Consider the following 15,810-nt stretch of genomic DNA (forward strand, 5'->3'; position numbering starts at 1 on the left):
AGACTTTGGCTGGCAACCATGGGCCGCGGCTGTGGAGAGCGAGGCAGACCCGTACGGAAGCAGGGCGGTAGGGTTGGATCCGCTAGTCAGGCCTCGGCCCGGGGGCAGTGCCGTGTACTCATCAATTGAGATCAGCGGCTTCCGGAGTCTCGAACAGATACGGCTTGAAGGCTTGAGCCGGGTGAACTTGCTGGTGGGGTCGAACAACTCGGGCAAGACCTCGGTGCTCGAGTCCATCGGGCTGCTGCACTCTGCGGGCGACTATCGGGTGTTGCGATCGTTGCTTGAAATGCGTGGCGAATGGTTGCCCGACGAGGACCAGGGCCGCGTGTACGACATCGCCCAGCTCTTCTCGTACCGCGACATGTCACAGCGCATTCGCTTGTCGGGGCAACAGTCCGGCTCGGGTTCGCAGCTTGAGACAGTCGTGGCGGAACTATCTGTGCAGACAGGGCAAGGGACGATGGGAGGCCTGCCGCTGCAATATGACGACGACGCAGAGGACGCATCGCCGGCACGCCTCGTCTGGGCATCCAGTGAACGAGAAAGCAGATTCCGGGCAGCCTTGACGGCTGATGGGATGCTGCCAGTTCGGCAGATGTCCCGGCCTAGTTGGAATGCAGGCGACGATGTCCCACGTGTCCAGTTCATCGGCACCGGCGGCTTGGTTCCCGGTGATGTCAGTGACATCTTCGAAGATGTGGTGCTGACCGACGCTGAACACCGGGCAGTCGAGGCGATGCGGCTTGTCGAACCCCGCGTCGAGCGGTTTACAGTGCTCCCGTCAAGACGTGCGCCGCACGGCGGCAGCGCTCGAGGCGGGATCCTGCTGCGGATGCAAGGCATCGAGGGCCGCGTTCCCATCGGGAGTGTCGGCGACGGAATGTGGCGATTGCTCGGCTTGGCGCTGGCATTGGCGCGAGCGCGAGGCGGAGTGCTCCTGGTCGATGAGATCGACACGGGCCTGCACTACACGGTGATGCAGAAGATGTGGACGATGATCGCAGAGCGTTCGAAATCCTTGGATGTGCAGGTGTTCGCAACGACCCACAGCCGTGACTGCTACGAGAGCCTCGCCTCGGTGGCTGACCCCGACGCCGATCCGCCGGGGGATCTGACGATTCACCGGCTCGAACCCGGCAACGGCAAGCGCAGCATTCAATTCAGCGAGCATGAGGTTGCGCTGGCGGCAGAGCGCGGCCTCGAGGTCCGCTAGGTGGCAGTTCAAGAGCCAGCACCGGCAATGAAGCTGCTCGTGGAGGGAGCAACCGAACGACGACTGATCCCGCAGCTCATGAAGGCGCGGGGAGTCGCATGGGACGATGCTGATATCGGAACTCGAGTGCCGCGCATAGTCAGCCTTGGCGGCGTCACGAACATCCTCAAGAGGGGCGCGTTTTCCACCGAATTCAAGTCCAGCAGTTTCAAGTCCACCAGTCTTGAACGGCTTGGCGTAATTGTCGACGCCAACGGCAACGCGTCCGGGCGCTGGGAAGCAATCCGGCAACGATGCGCGTCCGACTTGCCGGACATGGGTGATCTGCCTGAGCAAATTCCTGCGGGAGGCTTCGTTCGACAACGTGCAGACGGATCGTGGCTCGGCGTTTGGATCATGCCCGACAACCGTCAGCAAGGCGCTGTGGAGGAATTCCTGCTCGACCTGACCCCCGACGATGCGACCGAACTTGTGGAGTACGCCCGACACAGTGTCGACGGAGCTCGCCAACGAGGAGCGCCCCTGCGGGATGAGGACTTCACGAAGTCAGTGGTACATACCTGGCTCGCATGGCAGGACGAACCCGGACCCCAGTTGCACGTAGCCGTCATGCGAAGACTGCTCGACCCGCAGCATCCTCAATCGCAACCGTTCGTCTCCTGGTTCACCAGGTTGTTCGAGCCCGCGTACTCGACGGCCGATAGTGCGAGCGGCACCGAGCCTGACTGAGGACACGGCTGTCGTTTCTGCGGGGCTTGAGTATCTGCCGGACTTCCTGTCGCCGGAGGAGGAAGCCGAGCTCATCGCCTGCATCGATGCAGGCGAATGGCTCGCTGATCTCTCTCGGCGGGTGCAGCACTACGGGTACAAGTACGACTACTCGAACCGCAGGCTCGACGAGTCAGCCCGCATCGGGCCGGTTGTGGCGACCGTGAGCTTGGGGTCGGCAGTCAGCATGGACTTCTGCTGTGACGAGACCGGCGACGAGCATGTGCACCGCCTAGAGCCCCGCAGCCTCGTGCTGCTGTATGGGGATGCACGCTGGAAGTGGCGTCATGGCATCGCCAAGCGGCGCACGGACACCGTGCATGGGCAGAAGATCGCCCGTCATCGACGCATCTCGATCACCTTCCGCACCATCGCCGGCCCGAGCCAACACAGACCGGCAGCATGAATCCAGTAACCCGCCTCCACGAAGCGCAGGGACCCCCAGAGCCTCCACCAAAACCGGGGCGATTCAACCGGTGCATCAGCGAACACCTCGCCGCTGGCGACCACCACGCTGCTGCGATCTCAGCACAGAAAGATAAAGCCCCGCCAGTGCACCTCCGCTGAGCGGTGGTGGACGGCGGGGAAGAGTGGGCACAGCTTGCCCGGTTTCGTCAGCGAATGCAAGTCGTACGGTGCCGAGACAGTCAACCCCGGTCTCGCATAGCGCCAGTCCGAGCCGGCCACGCCGCTAAGGGGTGAGGGTGTAGTCGGTGTCGTCCCGCACCTGCGCGAATCGATGTCCGTCAAGGGCATGGTTCCAGAGGCGTCGGCGACGTCATAGAGGTCATCGCGGGCGCCGAGAGCGATATCTAGCGCCATCATCACGTCGATGCCCTTCTCTTCGGCCCGCCACCCTATGGGTTTCCCCATTGACCACTCAGTGGGCTGATACCGCAGCGGGCGACTGCGTACGGTCACCAGAGGCTGGGACTCCCAAGCCGTGAACTGTCGGGCAGAGCCCGCCTGTGCGCGTGGGCCGCCCTTAGGCCCAGGCCGACCTCGATAGACCCTCACAGCAGTCAGCTCACGGGTGGGATCGACTCTCTCCCCGAGTTGTTTGAGCATGAGCCCGAGCCGAAGAGGCAGCACATGCCCGAACGTGTAGGGATCCCGCGTCGGGTCACCGAACACGTCCCGGGCGGCGAATCGAGTGTTCTCATAGTCGATGAACACCGCGACTCGTGTCAATTTCAGACCGCCCAAAAATATGCCCCGCCATTCCCGGCAAAACCGGGAAGGCGGGGAGTAGTGCCATGACTGTAGTGCGTCACGATGCGTCCCACAAACGACAGAGCGCTTATCGGACTGCACGTCCTGTTTTTCCTTTTGCCTTGTGACTTGGATTGCAAATTACTTCTTTTATCAGTAGTATTTTGATATGGAGCCGATCGGGATAGCAAACGCTGCAAGGCAACTGGAGGTCAGTCCCCGGCGCGTCTATCAGTTGGTTGCCGCAGGACAGCTGAGCGGCCGACGGATCGGACGATCATGGGTGCTCGACCGTGCCGACGTCCAACGATTTGCACGCTCCCAGCCCGGCGTCGGCCGGCCCTGGAGTCCGTCCTCAGCCTGGTACGTCCTGGCTCTCGCTAACGGAGACGCCGTTCAGGCGTCACCGGTCGACCGATCGCGGGCCAAGAAGCGACTGCAGGTCGGGCTCGAACCACTCGCCAAGCGTCTGTCGAGCCGGGCCCACAGCCGCTGGTTCTATGCGCATCCAGCGGTGCACTCAGAGATGCTCTCCTACCCCAGCGTGGTCGCCAGTGGGGTCAGCGCGCTGAACCACCACCACGTCGATCTCGTGGTCAGCGATCAGTCCGAGGCGTACGTGCGGGAATCGCTAGTCGCCGAACTGGCCGATCGCTTCGCTCTCGATGCGGACTCAGACAGACCCAATGTGCGACTGCGAGTGGTCGGCGACGACGACTGGCCCTTCGAAGCCGACCAACAGGTCGCTGCCGCCCCGGTCGTCGCCGTCGACCTGTTGGAGGCAGACGACGAACGCTCCCAACGCGCCGCCCGCGAACTCCTGGCCAGAGCGTGACCGACCGCACCGTTGGCGGGACGGTCGCATCAACAGTCGGCAGGCGATGCCCCGGAACTCAGCAATCGCGCTAGCTCGGGGATCTCGGAGACCATGGTGTCCCACAGGATCTCAGGTTCCGTCCTGAAGTACTCGTGCATGAGCAGGTTGCGAAGCGACTTGGCCTTCCTTACTGGCACGCAGCGAGAATGTCTGCGACCCGCTCAGTATCGCTGCGACTCACAGTGGGATCGCGTCGGCGAGCATTGTGCGGTAACGATCCCGCAGGCATGACCGCGGCACAACGTCAACTTCCGCGCCGAGGAGATCTTCGAGATCGGCCTTGAGGCCGCCGATGTCAAAGAGCGTGACGCCCTGGTCGAAGTCGACCAAGAAGTCGTAGTCGCTGTTTGAGTCGTCATCGCCCCGGGCAACAGAACCCACGAGCGCAATCGCGCTCGCCCTGTTGCGCGCCGCTGCAACTCGAATCTCGGCTCGGAGCCGGCCAACAACTTGCTCGCGCCTGTTCACCGTGTCGAATGTAACGCTTCCGCTCGGCCAGATCGACGACTGGCCCTTCGAAGCCGGCCAACTGGTCGCCCCCGCCCCGGTCGTCGCCGTCGACCTGCTCGACTCAGACGGCGAACGCTGCCAACGCGCCGCCCGCTCGGCTTTTGGGCGTCGACAGATGCGTAAGCCCCGGCTCCCGTCCTAGTCGCTCCTCTCGGAGCCTCGGACTGGCCCTCCGGGGCTTGCGTCTTCCTCGCAGAACAGCACTGCGAGACACCGACAGCATATGTATCCGGAATCGCGAGCCGCCGAGTTGGCCGAGCGCTCAGGGGCGATTTGCGGTGTTCGGCTATGGCTGTGTGATGAACGACGATTCCAGCAGGAGTGCCTTCTCGTCGTCACGCAGGTACGTGTGCGGGTAATTCACATAGCCGGCCCACGTCAGGGCCCAAGTGTCGCAGTCGCTTTCGCCCTCGTCGCAGCCTGGGGGATGCGGCACGTACAGGGCGTGTGCGAGCTCGTGGCCCGCGCCGCCGATCCATCGATTGGCAGGGCCGCTGACGGACGGATGGCGGCGCCATGCGGACCGTCCGCCGGTGCAGCGCTGAACCCCTGCTGACACGCCTGAGAGCTATTGCCTCCGTCCCAATAAATTCAGGATCAGCGGTCCTCAAGCAGTGGTATGACAACGCGGTGAAATCGCTGAGGCCCGATGGACGCCGCCGCACGGCGCTGGACGTATCCAGCGTCCCGATCGACGCCAGGCTGCCCTCGGCATTGCGCTGCCGGGGCGCAGAAGTGCCCCCCGTTGACGGGGGGCACTTCTCGCTCCTGGCGGTCACCCGCTCAGGACAGCTCTGGCAGACATCTTACTGCGGGCCTGCGTTTTCAGGCCCGTGGCAGCGCTCGCAGCAGCCGTAGCCGTCACAGAGTGGCTGCGAGGCTGAACCCCACCTGCCTGCTCCTGCGGTGACGAGCAGGGCGCGGTGTGACACCTGGTGTTACACTTGTGGCTGTGCCTACCACGCGGCCTCGTCACCCGGTGACCGAGACGGACGAGATCGCCGAGGTGCTCGATGCGGCGGCGCAGCGCTGGTCAGGCGCTCCGAGGGCGAAGCTGGTGCAGCTCGTGCTGCTGGACTGGGCCCGAGGCGGGCGATCGCCGGCTGCACGCGCCGACGCCCGAGCAGAGCTGGCCGGGTCGCTGCCTGGCTCGGCTGCACTGTATGACCGCACCGAGGACTGGCCTGCGTGATCGTCGCCGACGCGAGCTGGGTCGTGGCGCTGCGCGACCAGAGCGACGATCACCACCTCCCGGCGGCCGCCATCAACCGGGGCATCGCCGACGAAGACGTGTGGCTGCACCCGGTCACGCTTGCCGAGTGCCTTATCGCACCGGCCCGCCTCGGTGTGCTGCATGACGCGGTGCTGAGGCTGCGCGCGGCGTTCGAGATCCCCGATGTCGACCGCGACGCGCCCGTGCGCTGGGCGGCGCTGCGAGCCGAGACAGGGCTGCGGCTGCCCGACGCCGTCGTCTTGGACACTGCACTCAGCCATCGAGCACGAGCGGTCGTGACCTTCGACACCAAGCTCGCAGCAGCGGCAGCTGAACGCGGCCTCGACGTCGTCAGCGCCTAGATCCCGCCCAAGAGGAGGTCAACTGCCGTCGCCAGATGACTTCAGATCGGATCCAGTGACATCATGTGACTGTCATGTGAAGTCAACGGCTGTATGCTCCTTGAAGCAGCCCGCTCCTTGGGAGGCAGGAATGACCCAGATCACCGCCCGAGTCCCCGACGAACTCTTGGCGGCGTTGGACTCGGCTGCCGCTCAGCTCCAGCGCAGCCGTGCCGAAGTCGTCCGCCAAGCGCTGGAGCGCTACGTGGAGGACTTCGACGACCTCGACATCGCACTGCAGCGCTTGCGCGACCCGTCCGATCCCGTACTCGACTGGGAACAGGTCAAGCGTGCGTTACTCGATTCGGATTAAGCGCAGCGCCGAGCGCGAACTCGCCCGCATCGCCAAGCCGCAACGTCGACGGATCATCGACGCGATAGACCGCCTCGCCGACCAACCAGACGCCGGCAGCAGCCTCAAAGGAAGCCTGCGAGGCCTGCGCCGCATTCGAGTCGGCGACTGCCGGGTGCTGTACGAGGTACTCGACGGCGAACTGATCGTGCTCTTCGTGCGAGTCGTCCGCCGGCGTGAGGCGTACCGCCACAGCCGGTGACGATCACCTACCGGTACAGCAAAGCTCCGATTCTCGTGAATGAGTCATGAGCAAACGTCGATCCCAGCTCTACAGTTGGCTGCGTGAGCAGACCGGCGAGCCGCTTGCGGAGCACCTGATGTCGTGCCTCCCGCAGGCGCCGCATGCCGGCCGTTGGCTCGTCGAGAACATGCCGCGGGGTTACGAGCTCGAACTCCCCGACCGCCGCTCGAGCCGGCCCATTCCGTTCTTCGACGACGGCTTGCGCGTGCCACTCGCAACGTCTCCGACTTCGAAGGCCTCGACCTCCGCCTGATCAATCCCTGGGAGTAGCCGTCCGGTCGGGCTGAAAGAGTATGAGGCGTGCCCGTTGCCGCTGTCATCGAACGAGGCGCGGCCGTGCAGGTCAGTTGGCTTTGGCGATGGTGACGGTGTGGGTGTCGCCGTCGTCGGCAGTGACGGTGATCGTGTAGCCGGCAACCGTGACCGACTCGCCCGCCTGGAGCACTGGGAAGTCGTCGAATTCGAAGCGGCCGTTGTCGCCGGCGACACGCGTCGGGATCTGGTTCGATCCGAAGAGCGTGTCGACCGTGTACACCAGCACGCCTTCCTCAATGAGCGCTTCGAGGATGCCGACTCCGTCGTTTGACCAAGCACGGGTCGAGGAGGTCTTATGGCCCAAGTCGTAGCCGAGCTTGCGGCGGCTCTCCACGACTACGACTTCGTGCGAGCTGATCTGGATCGCAGCCATGGCGACGCCCTCGCCGGGCTGTGCGACAGGGGCCAGCGTCACCGTTGCCTCGCTGTCACCGTCTTCGACACAGCGCATTTGGGAGTTCCCTATCCAGCCGAGCTGCCACCGACTCCAAGCCAGCATCTCCAAGGCGTGCACATGCCCCACATAGCCCTGCTGCGTCGAGCCGTCGGAACGCGACCGTTCGTGCTGAAGGCGGCGGTCGTTGCGAGACGCGGGAAACCAGCTCAGCAGGTTCATCGGGCCGAAATTCGCGGAGATCCATTGTTCGCCGTCAGGTGCAGTTGACCGCGCATACGCGCCGCCGGGGCCGAAACCTGGCCGCAGATCGGGCAAGCCCAGGTTGTGAGCCAATTCGTGGGCTCCGACGAGACCCCAGTCCGCAGGGTTTCTTGGCTCGTCCAAGGGAAGATCGAGATTGAGGTGACTTGGCAGCGACACACCGTCGACCTCGACCAACCGACCGGCTGAACCACCGAAGAAGTGGCTGCTCGGCAGAACCACAGCCACGCTGTGGAACTCGCTGAAATCGACGCGATCGTCAGCCAACGCGACAGCATCGGCAAAGAACCCACCGCGCACAGCGTCGTAGCCCGTAACGGATTCGGAGAGATACGTGCGGTAACTGTTGGGGGCACGCAGCCAGCCATGCAGCGGTACGTACTCGAGGTCGAGCTTGCCGTAGCTGGCGGCTTCCAAGTAGTCCTCGGCCCACGACAGCCCAAGCGCGGCCTCTTCTTCGGTGGTGTGAGCAGCCTGCGCATCGGGAAAGTCAACGAACAGCACCGCCACACGCACAGTCCCGACCGCTGGCGTCGCGTGCGCGGGCAGGGGGAATCCTGCAGTCGTGGGGTGTGAGACGCCGCGGGGACGGCAGCCGCCGCCGATGCCGGTCGGTGTGCCGCTGGCTCCGGTCACGTAGGCAGATCGATCTCTGCCGAGACGGCCGTTGGGGTAGTGAGTGAACGCGATGCGGTCTCCGTCAGGTGACCACCTGGGAATGGCGTTGAAGCCGCCCAAGTGGGTGACGACCTGTTCGTTGTAGCCGTCGAGGCCGACCATGATGATCGACGCCTCGTCCCAGTCGCCCCGAACGAATGCGATGCGGCGCCCGTCGGGCGACCACGCCAGCCCGCCTTCGGAAAACGCGCCGCCGATAACACGCTCGACATCCGAGCCATCGGGATCGATCAGCCACACGACTCCTTCGGAGACGTATGCGATGCGGTCGCCGTCGGGCGACCAGGCGGGTGAGCCGTGCCACCGGCCGCCGGTGGTCAAGACCGAGCGGCCGGTGCCGTCTGCGTTCACGGTCACGATGTACTGCGTGGAGGTGACGAAGTTGCCGTTCTCATCCCGACCCTCGCCGCTGCGACTCGCAAAGGCGATGCGGGACCCGTCTGGCAACCACGATGGCTGCCCGTCCCACACATCGCCCGTCGTTACCTGGGAGCTACCGGTGCCGTCGGCATTGACGACGTGGATGTGTGAGATCCAGTGGCCGTCGCCGTTGCGGTGTCCGCGCCTGTAGGCGATGCGGTTGCCGTCGGGTGACCAGGCAGGCTCGTTGGAGTACGAGCCGTCGTAGGCCGTGAGGCGCTGCCGGTTCGTCCCATCGTTGTCCATGGTCCACAACGAGCCCCGGTACGAGTAGACGATCTCGCTGCAATCGGGCGACCACGCAGGGTCCTCTGCATCGCTGGAATCGAGCAATGCACTGGGTTCGTCGTTGATGGAGCCGCCGCAGGTGCCGGCGGGCAGGCCGACCGGTACGGCCTGGGAGGCGTCTGAGTCATCATCGTCGTCGGACTTGTTGCCGTCGTTGCCGGCGAGGTACGCGTTGATCGCGGCTTGGGAGACGGCGGCGTTGCCGCCGAACACCCGCAGGTCGACGGTGGCGTTCGCTTCGCGGGCCGTGTCCAGGAACGCTGCTGTGTCGGTAGGGATCTGGGTGGGGTCCGCGAGCACCAGCGGCGCGCAGAGCCGGCCGAGCAGCGGCGCGGCGCTGAACGAGTCGAAGGGCACCCGGGCCCGCGCGAGGCCGATCGTGCTTGTCGCAAAGCAGGCTTCCGCTCTGGCGGTGTCGTAGCGGCCGGTGACCAGCTCGGCGGCCTTGACGGCGGTGTCGTAACGAGTCGCACCGGCGAGGCGAGTCACCTCGACATCCAGAGCCTCGATGGCCATCTCGACCCTGGCGCTGAGGGCTCCGGTGCCGCCCATCACCACCACATGGGAAACACTCGACGTGTCCAGATACGACGCCACCTCCGCGGGAAGCGCATCGGGCCCCGACAACAGCACCGGATGGATGCCGCGGGCAGCGAACGGCCCGGCCACCAGCGCGTCCGCGAACACTTCAGCGCTGGCCACAATGGCGGTGGGCCCCAAGCCCGACATCACCCCCGGCGTGACCTTGCGGGCCGCTTCGACGCTCGTCCCGAACCGGTCGGTGCCCGCAACCCGCTCCGCAGTGATTCCCGCTCGGGCCAGCGCGCTCAGCACAGCCGCCGAGACACCACGACCAGCACCATGCGCCCCACCACCCACCTCAGGCCCGACCACAACCGCGGCAGTCACCCCGGTCCGCTGCAAGAACTCCAACGCGTCAGCACGCAGCTCCCCTGGCGGCGTCATGAGCACCGGAGTGCCCAACGAGCCGGCAATCGGCGCTGCCACCACCGCATCGGTCCAGCGCTCCCCCGACACCAGCACCACCGAAGAAAGCGAGTCGCCCGCCTCCGTGGCCACCGCATCGGCAACCAACAACGACGTCTCGTACCGATCGGTACCGCCGTAGCGAGTCGGCACAAGGCTGCCGAGGTCGGCGGATGCAGCTGTCGGTGTCGCCATGGGCATGGGCGCTGCCGGCGGCGATGCTCCGGGCGTCGTGGAGGGCGCGGCCGAGACGGGCGGCGGAACGACCAGAACGGCAGCGACGATCATCGCGGCGATCGGCGCCGCCAGCGCAGCCCTGCGCAATGTCAGGCGATCACGCCGGCGGCGCTGAGCCAGACCGACACCACAGTCGACACGCCGATGCCGGCAAGCCAGTAGTGGCGAACCCGGTTCGTTCGTCGATCTTCGTCACGATCTGACTTGTGCTGAGTCGCCAGGAGGTCGACCTTGGTATCGACCTGGACGACCTTGGCGTCGAGTCGGACAACCTTGGCGTCGAGCTTGGCGAGGTCGTCCTTGGTGGCGAATCGCGACAGCTCGGAGGTCAGGAAATCCTTGGTGACCAGGTCCGGTAGCGGTGCGGGAGGGAGGCACGACATCATGTACTCGGCGATCGGCTCGTCGGCGTGCTCACGGAGCCAAGCGTAGAGGCGAGAACGATCTTGTTCAGACACAGCGAACTCCTGTCGTCACGGTTCGGTCCGGCTGAGACAGTATGAGGCGTGCCCGAATTGTGGAAATCAATTTCACATACTTTCAATGAGTTTCGATGGGCACAAAGGCGCACGGCGTTCCTGGTGGCTGTTGCGATTGCGGTTGCGGGGTTTGGTTGCTCGGCGAGCGGGCCTGGCGCGGTGACCTATGTGCTGGTTCCCCATCCTGACGACGAGGTGCAGGCTTGGTCGCTGATCGAGAACACGCCGGACACTTACGAGGTGTTCGTCATGCTGACCAGGGGGGAGCAGTCGTTCTATTGCGACTCGCCGGGGCATGACGAGGGCACCGGGGAGGCACGGCCCGATCCCTGGCCTGACGGGAAGTGGACGCCGACGTGCGAGGCCGCCCGGATGAACTCGTTCTTCGACTTCATGGAAGGGATGGCCGCCAGCGACGACAGCCTGCCGGCGTCGTTCAGCTACGAGGGAGTGAAGGGGCCGTTCGAGGCCCGCGGGCAGGAGATCTGCCGCTACGACGACGGGGGCTGCGTTGGCGATTTGACCGCGGAGGTCTGGACGTCACCGGAGGCGTCGGTGGTGTGGTTCAACCTGGGCGACGGCGACCTGACTGCAGGTGAGGTGACGTGGGCCATCGAGACCGTGCTCGCCAACCGGGCAGCGTTCGGCGTCGACAGCGAGCTGGGGGCCGGCGGGCTGATCGGCGCGAGCTACTGGAACGGCGACGGTCATGCCGGGTGCTCCGACTACGCCCACCCCGATCACGGCGCAGTGCACGAGGTGCTGTGGCACACAGACTTCGGGGTCGGCTACCAGGCCGCGCCCGTCTGCGGATCCGACCCGAAGGTCTCCATGATCGAAACAGTCACCCACGACCGCTTCGACGACGCCTTCGCAACGTCGGGCGCGCAGCGTGTGGGCGAGCATGTCGTCCACTACGGCTGGCTGCTCGACGGCGATCCCGGCTACTACCGGGGCGACTACGACGGGCAGGACACCGACTTCCACCGCCACCAGCACTTCTGGGTGCGCTTCGAGTAGCGGAACTGCGCCAGTGCGGCCGGCGTCGCCTCTGCGGGATGTCGCCTGGCTGCTGCGGTGAGCTGCTGGGCTAAAGCGCCAGGTACAGCCGGCGGCGGTGCAGTGTTCCCACCACCAGCAGGATCACGCAGGCGATCACGGCGGCATAGGCCTCATGCACCGCCGGCGCGCCGACCGGCAGGATGTCTTCCATCAGGCGAGTCTCGATCGAGCGGTCGCCGATGTGGATCGACCGACCGGCGTGCAGCAGCACCCGCTCGAACAGGTACACGATGATGGCGTTGCGGCCGAACGCGATGATCGGCCAGGTGACGCCGCGCCGGACCCTGTCGAGCGTGGGCCCGCCGCCGGTGTCGATCAGCAGGTAGATGCCGCACACGACGACCAGGGCCGAGCCCGACACCAGCAGAGCGAACGACGGAGTGAGCAGGCGCTTGTTGGGCAGCATCCACGCCGAGGCGATGAGCCCGGCCGCCAGGCAGGCGCCCGCCAGGGTGCCGATCTGGCGCACGGTCTGGCGGCGGTCGCTCTGGCCGATCCGGCGGATGACCATGCCGGCCGAGTAGCCGTAGAGCACGAAGGCCGACGATGCGATCGACAGCACCAGTCCTTCGGGGTCCCAGCCCGCCCCGCCGGCCCGGTACACGTGGCTGTCGGTGAGGACGGCCCGGTCGATCTCGAAGTACGGGCTGCAGCGGCCGACCGGGTCGCAGGCGATGAACTCGAGGCCGAGGCCGTAGGCGAGCAGCCCGACGCTGGCCACCGTGATGAGCAGCCACATCTTGTCCTCGCCGAACATGGCCCGGCTTGCCAGCACCACCGCCGCGCCCACCGCTCCGGCGATGCCGATCATCTGGAGCACGCCGGTGAAGCGCAGCTCGGAGATGTCGAACCATGACGTGCCGTACGCGTTGTAGGCGATGCCCAGGACGACGAGCAGGATGAGGCGGCGGGTCAGGCGGCGGTAGGTGGCGCTCTTGGACGGGTTCCGCAGCAGGAACGACAGGCTCAGGCCGCTGGTGACCAGGAACGCCGGGAAGATCCAGTCGTTCATGGTGATGCCGTCCCACTCGGCGTGGCGCAGGAAGGCGAAGTGGTCGCCGACGGCCGTGCTGGGCGTGAAGACCATGCCGATGAGCAACAGGCCCCGGAACGTGTCGACCGAGGCGAACCGGGCGCGCCGAGAGGGCTGCGCGAGGTCGGCGGGCGCTTGCACGTCAGTCGGTGGAGGCAAAGTCAGCCACTCGCCGGCGTCTCGTCGGTCCGCTCACGCCGGCAAGCGTAAAGCCGCAAGTGAGACGTGCGGGGTTGGGGTTGGCGGGGCGCTCGGCTGCATGCAGCCGGACTGCGGGTTCCATTAATTCGATTCAGGTTTCTGGGCTCGGCGGGTTATGGTGGGAAACCCAGCGAGGCCCGATGTCCGCACCCGTCGAGACGACCGCCGCCATGACCACACCGGGCGAGACAGCCGCCGCCGCAACAGCCGAGCCGGCAGTTCCCGAGCCGCAGCGTTCGGTGCCGCTGGCCGATGTGAAACAGCGTGAGCCGCTGGGCGCCCGACGCCTCGCGCGCGAGGCGGTGTCGCCCAACGTCGTGATCAGTGTGCTGGGCGGGCTGATCGCTGCATTGCTGGCAGGCATGATCGGGTTGCTTGTATGGCAATTCGGCTCGCTCGCCAGCAGCATCGAGCACCTAGGTGCGCGTATCGATGAACAAGGCGCACGCATCGATGCGCGTATCGATGAACAAGGTGCTCAGCTCAGAGCCGAGATCGACAGCCAAGGCACTCAGCTCAGAGCCGAGATCGGCGCTTTGCGCGCCGAGATGCAGGCCGGATTCCGCAGCGTCAACGAGACACTGCTCGACCACACCGACCGTCTCGCCCGACTCGAAGCCGCAACCGTCATCCCCCACGAGTAGCCGGGCGCACAGACTGCTCGGCGCGCTTCGTGCGCCCCAGAGCAGGGCGTGAGGTCAGGGGGCCTCGGTGAGGGTGAGCCAGTAGCGGCCGGTGTTGAACGGGCCTGACGAGGCCGGTCCGGCCACCTCGATGTAGTAGTCGCCGTCAACGGTCGGGGTGAAGTAGTAGCGCTCGCTGTAGGGGCCGTCGCCGCTCCCGCCGTTGCCGCCGCGGACCTGGACACCGTCGGCGTCGTAGATGGGTCCGAGGTCGGGGTGATGCATGCCGTGATTGGTGGTGTCGACCTCGACCCGGTAGCGAGTACCCGCAGTCAGGTGGGCCCTGAACCAGTCCCGCTCGCCGTCAACCCGGACGGTTCCGCTGAAGCGGCCGGACAGGAGCCCGTTGTGCTCGATGCGACCGGTGACGGTCTGCCCGACTGCGATCTCGCAGTTCTGGTCGTGGGCAGCGAGGTCGTTGCCGGCAAGGCGAGCATTGGCGGCGTCGTAGTGGGCTTGGGTGTTCGGCAGGCTGAGGCGTTGACCGTAGAAGTACCGGAAGATGATGTCGGCATAGACGCTGAAGGCCCCTGCGGTCATGCCGGGAAGGCAGTCATCGTTGGCGAGCACGTCGGTGGCGTGGGTATGCACTTCGATGACGTAGTGGCCGTGGCGGCTGTTGGCGCCGCCGCCGGCCCCGGCGCCGATGTAGTAGGTGCCGCTGGAGCGGGGGGTGAAGTAGGTGAGCGCGGTGTTCCCCGGCCCTGAATCGCCGTCGGCGGTGCCTTGCGTTGAGCCGAAGTACGGGTACGGGTGCACGTCGCCGTAGCTGTCGAGCAGCCGGCCGCGGTGGTCGAAGACACCCTGCAGCCACGGATTGCCCAACGCCTTGTGGGCGGTCGAGTCGCCACGCTGGACTATCTCGTAGAGCTGGCCGCCGACAAGTCCCACCTCGAACCAGTCCTCGTCACTCCTGCTGAGGCTCGCGATCTCGAGCTCCCCAGGCGTCTCGCCGCCCACAGCCGCTGTGCAGGTCGTCTTGGTGCTGGCCGCGCAGTCTTCGTAGGGGACATAGGGGTACACGACCACCCTGAAGGTCCACGGTTCGCCTTGTGGGTGCTTCTCTGCGTCGATGCGGACCTTGACCAGGTGCCAGCCCGGAATCTCCGACGCGGTGAAGACCACCCTGGGTTCTCTCAGCGTGATCCCGACGGCGGAGTAGTCGGAGCCGAGATTGGCTTTGTTGGGGGATTCCACCGCCGTGATGACCAGCAATTCCGCGTTGCCGCCCCGCGCATTGCTGCTGCCCCAGGCCTCCGCCACGTACCTGCGCCCCGCGGTGAGCGACACGCGATAGCTCCGGTGCCTCGTGCAGGCGGAGTTGCCGCAATCGATGCTGTCGAATTCGTCCAGCAGGTATTCGCGCTCGGGCTCGTGATCCCTGGGACCGATGCGCGACGACTCCTCGTCAGCCTCGTCCGGGCGGGATTCCTTTTCCGGCTCCACCGACCAGTCCTCCCCGGCGCCTTCTGACGTCTCCTTTTCGGGGGGCGTGCTCTTGCGCGTCGTCTCGGTTGCAGCAGCACCGGTCTCGACCCAGCTCCAGTCGCCGTTGTTGTTGGTGAAGCGGGCCCGCACCCTCACCATGTAGAGCTCGCCGGGCTCGAGGCCGGAGATGGTCAGCTCGTTCTCTTCGGGGAACGCGTTCCACTCGGTGTCGGTGTACGTCCTGAACACGTCACCATCAGGCGCCCAGGACACCCGGTAGGCAGCCGGGCCGCCTGGGTGCGCATCCCAGCTCACGTACAGCGATCCGATCTCGGCGCCCGGCTCCACGCTGAGGCCGGTGACAGCCGCAGGCGCCGCCGCTGAGGCCAGGTTCGCAGGCGCCACTGCGGCGATCAGCACCCCGGTCGCCACCAGCGCTGCCAGAACGGCTGCTCGCATCCGGCGATGGGGAATTGACGAGTACCGGTTGCGCGCCATGGCTGTCGCTCCTTGCGCTAGGTGCAACAACCGGCGACGGTTCGGCTCCG

18 protein-coding genes and 1 pseudogene are annotated in these 15,810 nt (G+C 65.9%); 12 read left to right on the plus strand and 7 right to left on the minus strand.

Annotated features, from left to right (window positions below; all coding sequences use genetic code 11):
• The first annotated feature begins 112 nt into the window (after nucleotides 1–112).
• The 5 genes and pseudogenes from ACOGI5_RS03905 to ACOGI5_RS03925 all read left to right on the plus strand — a co-directional run bounded on the left by ACOGI5_RS03905 (nucleotide 113) and on the right by ACOGI5_RS03925 (nucleotide 4,031).
• Entirely contained in the window at nucleotides 113–1,216 is a 1,104-nt protein-coding gene (locus ACOGI5_RS03905; protein WP_419863164.1) for an AAA family ATPase, read from the plus strand.
• A gap of 27 nt (nucleotides 1,217–1,243) precedes the next feature.
• Nucleotides 1,244–1,945 carry a DUF3226 domain-containing protein gene (locus ACOGI5_RS03910; protein ID WP_419863165.1) on the plus strand — a complete coding sequence of 234 codons (702 nt, stop codon included), beginning with the start codon at nucleotides 1,244–1,246 and terminating at the stop codon, nucleotides 1,943–1,945.
• Nucleotides 1,920–2,390, plus strand: a complete 471-nt coding sequence (locus ACOGI5_RS03915; protein ID WP_419863166.1) for an alpha-ketoglutarate-dependent dioxygenase AlkB — start codon at nucleotides 1,920–1,922, stop codon at nucleotides 2,388–2,390. Before ACOGI5_RS03910 ends, ACOGI5_RS03915 begins: the two co-directional genes overlap by 26 nt.
• Before the next feature lie 975 nt (nucleotides 2,391–3,365).
• Nucleotides 3,366–3,509, plus strand: a pseudogene (locus ACOGI5_RS03920) (helix-turn-helix domain-containing protein); the annotation flags it as partial.
• A gap of 201 nt (nucleotides 3,510–3,710) precedes the next feature.
• On the plus strand, nucleotides 3,711–4,031 hold the full coding sequence (locus ACOGI5_RS03925; protein ID WP_419865505.1) for a hypothetical protein: 321 nt from the start codon (nucleotides 3,711–3,713) through the stop codon (nucleotides 4,029–4,031).
• Between the two features lie 29 nt (nucleotides 4,032–4,060).
• Here the strand turns inward: ACOGI5_RS03925 and ACOGI5_RS03930 are convergent, their stop codons facing one another.
• From ACOGI5_RS03930 to ACOGI5_RS03940, 3 genes are all read right to left on the minus strand, one after another.
• Nucleotides 4,061–4,210 carry a HepT-like ribonuclease domain-containing protein gene (locus ACOGI5_RS03930; RefSeq protein ID WP_419863167.1) on the minus strand — a complete coding sequence of 50 codons (150 nt, stop codon included), beginning with the start codon at nucleotides 4,208–4,210 and terminating at the stop codon, nucleotides 4,061–4,063.
• Between the two features lie 40 nt (nucleotides 4,211–4,250).
• Nucleotides 4,251–4,541: a nucleotidyltransferase family protein gene (locus ACOGI5_RS03935; protein WP_419863168.1), complete on the minus strand. Its 291-nt coding sequence runs from the start codon at nucleotides 4,539–4,541 to the stop codon at nucleotides 4,251–4,253.
• A 328-nt stretch (nucleotides 4,542–4,869) separates the two neighbouring features.
• The gene (locus ACOGI5_RS03940) at nucleotides 4,870–5,142 is read right to left on the minus strand and encodes a hypothetical protein (protein ID WP_419863169.1); all 273 of its coding nucleotides are present in this window, start codon (nucleotides 5,140–5,142) and stop codon (nucleotides 4,870–4,872) included.
• A 393-nt stretch (nucleotides 5,143–5,535) separates the two neighbouring features.
• Here ACOGI5_RS03940 and ACOGI5_RS03945 point away from each other — a divergent pair, with 393 nt between their 5' ends.
• The 5 genes from ACOGI5_RS03945 (at nucleotide 5,536) to ACOGI5_RS03965 (ending at nucleotide 7,046) form a co-directional block, all read left to right on the plus strand.
• Nucleotides 5,536–5,775, plus strand: coding sequence for a hypothetical protein (locus ACOGI5_RS03945; protein WP_419863170.1), 240 nt, complete (start codon nucleotides 5,536–5,538; stop codon nucleotides 5,773–5,775).
• On the plus strand, nucleotides 5,772–6,158 hold the full coding sequence (locus ACOGI5_RS03950; RefSeq protein WP_419863171.1) for a type II toxin-antitoxin system VapC family toxin: 387 nt from the start codon (nucleotides 5,772–5,774) through the stop codon (nucleotides 6,156–6,158). Before ACOGI5_RS03945 ends, ACOGI5_RS03950 begins: the two co-directional genes overlap by 4 nt.
• A gap of 130 nt (nucleotides 6,159–6,288) precedes the next feature.
• Nucleotides 6,289–6,510, plus strand: a complete 222-nt coding sequence (locus ACOGI5_RS03955; RefSeq protein WP_419863172.1) for a YlcI/YnfO family protein — start codon at nucleotides 6,289–6,291, stop codon at nucleotides 6,508–6,510.
• On the plus strand, nucleotides 6,488–6,751 hold the full coding sequence (locus ACOGI5_RS03960; RefSeq protein WP_419863173.1) for a type II toxin-antitoxin system RelE family toxin: 264 nt from the start codon (nucleotides 6,488–6,490) through the stop codon (nucleotides 6,749–6,751). Before ACOGI5_RS03955 ends, ACOGI5_RS03960 begins: the two co-directional genes overlap by 23 nt.
• A 46-nt stretch (nucleotides 6,752–6,797) precedes the next feature.
• The gene (locus ACOGI5_RS03965; RefSeq protein ID WP_419863174.1) at nucleotides 6,798–7,046 is read left to right on the plus strand and encodes a hypothetical protein; all 249 of its coding nucleotides are present in this window, start codon (nucleotides 6,798–6,800) and stop codon (nucleotides 7,044–7,046) included.
• Between the two features lie 90 nt (nucleotides 7,047–7,136).
• On the opposite strand, the gene ACOGI5_RS03970 is transcribed toward ACOGI5_RS03965, so the two are convergent.
• Together ACOGI5_RS03970 and ACOGI5_RS03975 are read right to left on the minus strand one after the other, a co-directional pair.
• Nucleotides 7,137–10,334: a cell wall-binding repeat-containing protein gene (locus ACOGI5_RS03970; protein WP_419863175.1), complete on the minus strand. Its 3,198-nt coding sequence runs from the start codon at nucleotides 10,332–10,334 to the stop codon at nucleotides 7,137–7,139.
• 131 nt (nucleotides 10,335–10,465) lie between these two features.
• Entirely contained in the window at nucleotides 10,466–10,834 is a 369-nt protein-coding gene (locus ACOGI5_RS03975) for a hypothetical protein (protein ID WP_419863176.1), read from the minus strand.
• Between the two features lie 180 nt (nucleotides 10,835–11,014).
• Here ACOGI5_RS03975 and ACOGI5_RS03980 point away from each other — a divergent pair, with 180 nt between their 5' ends.
• Entirely contained in the window at nucleotides 11,015–11,875 is an 861-nt protein-coding gene (locus tag ACOGI5_RS03980) for a hypothetical protein (protein ID WP_419863177.1), read from the plus strand.
• A gap of 70 nt (nucleotides 11,876–11,945) precedes the next feature.
• On the opposite strand, the gene ACOGI5_RS03985 is transcribed toward ACOGI5_RS03980, so the two are convergent.
• Entirely contained in the window at nucleotides 11,946–13,109 is a 1,164-nt protein-coding gene (locus ACOGI5_RS03985; protein ID WP_419863178.1) for a heparan-alpha-glucosaminide N-acetyltransferase domain-containing protein, read from the minus strand.
• Nucleotides 13,110–13,291: 182 nt separating this feature from the next.
• Here ACOGI5_RS03985 and ACOGI5_RS03990 point away from each other — a divergent pair, with 182 nt between their 5' ends.
• A complete protein-coding gene (locus tag ACOGI5_RS03990) occupies nucleotides 13,292–13,795 on the plus strand; it encodes a hypothetical protein (RefSeq protein WP_419863179.1) in 504 nt (167 codons plus the stop codon).
• 54 nt (nucleotides 13,796–13,849) lie between these two features.
• On the opposite strand, the gene ACOGI5_RS03995 is transcribed toward ACOGI5_RS03990, so the two are convergent.
• Nucleotides 13,850–15,760, minus strand: coding sequence for a fibronectin type III domain-containing protein (locus ACOGI5_RS03995; RefSeq protein ID WP_419863180.1), 1,911 nt, complete (start codon nucleotides 15,758–15,760; stop codon nucleotides 13,850–13,852).
• Nucleotides 15,761–15,810 lie beyond the last annotated feature (50 nt).

It is taken from the genome of Candidatus Poriferisodalis sp. (assembly GCF_965208925.1).
GTDB lineage: Bacteria > Actinomycetota > Acidimicrobiia > Acidimicrobiales > Poriferisodalaceae > Poriferisodalis.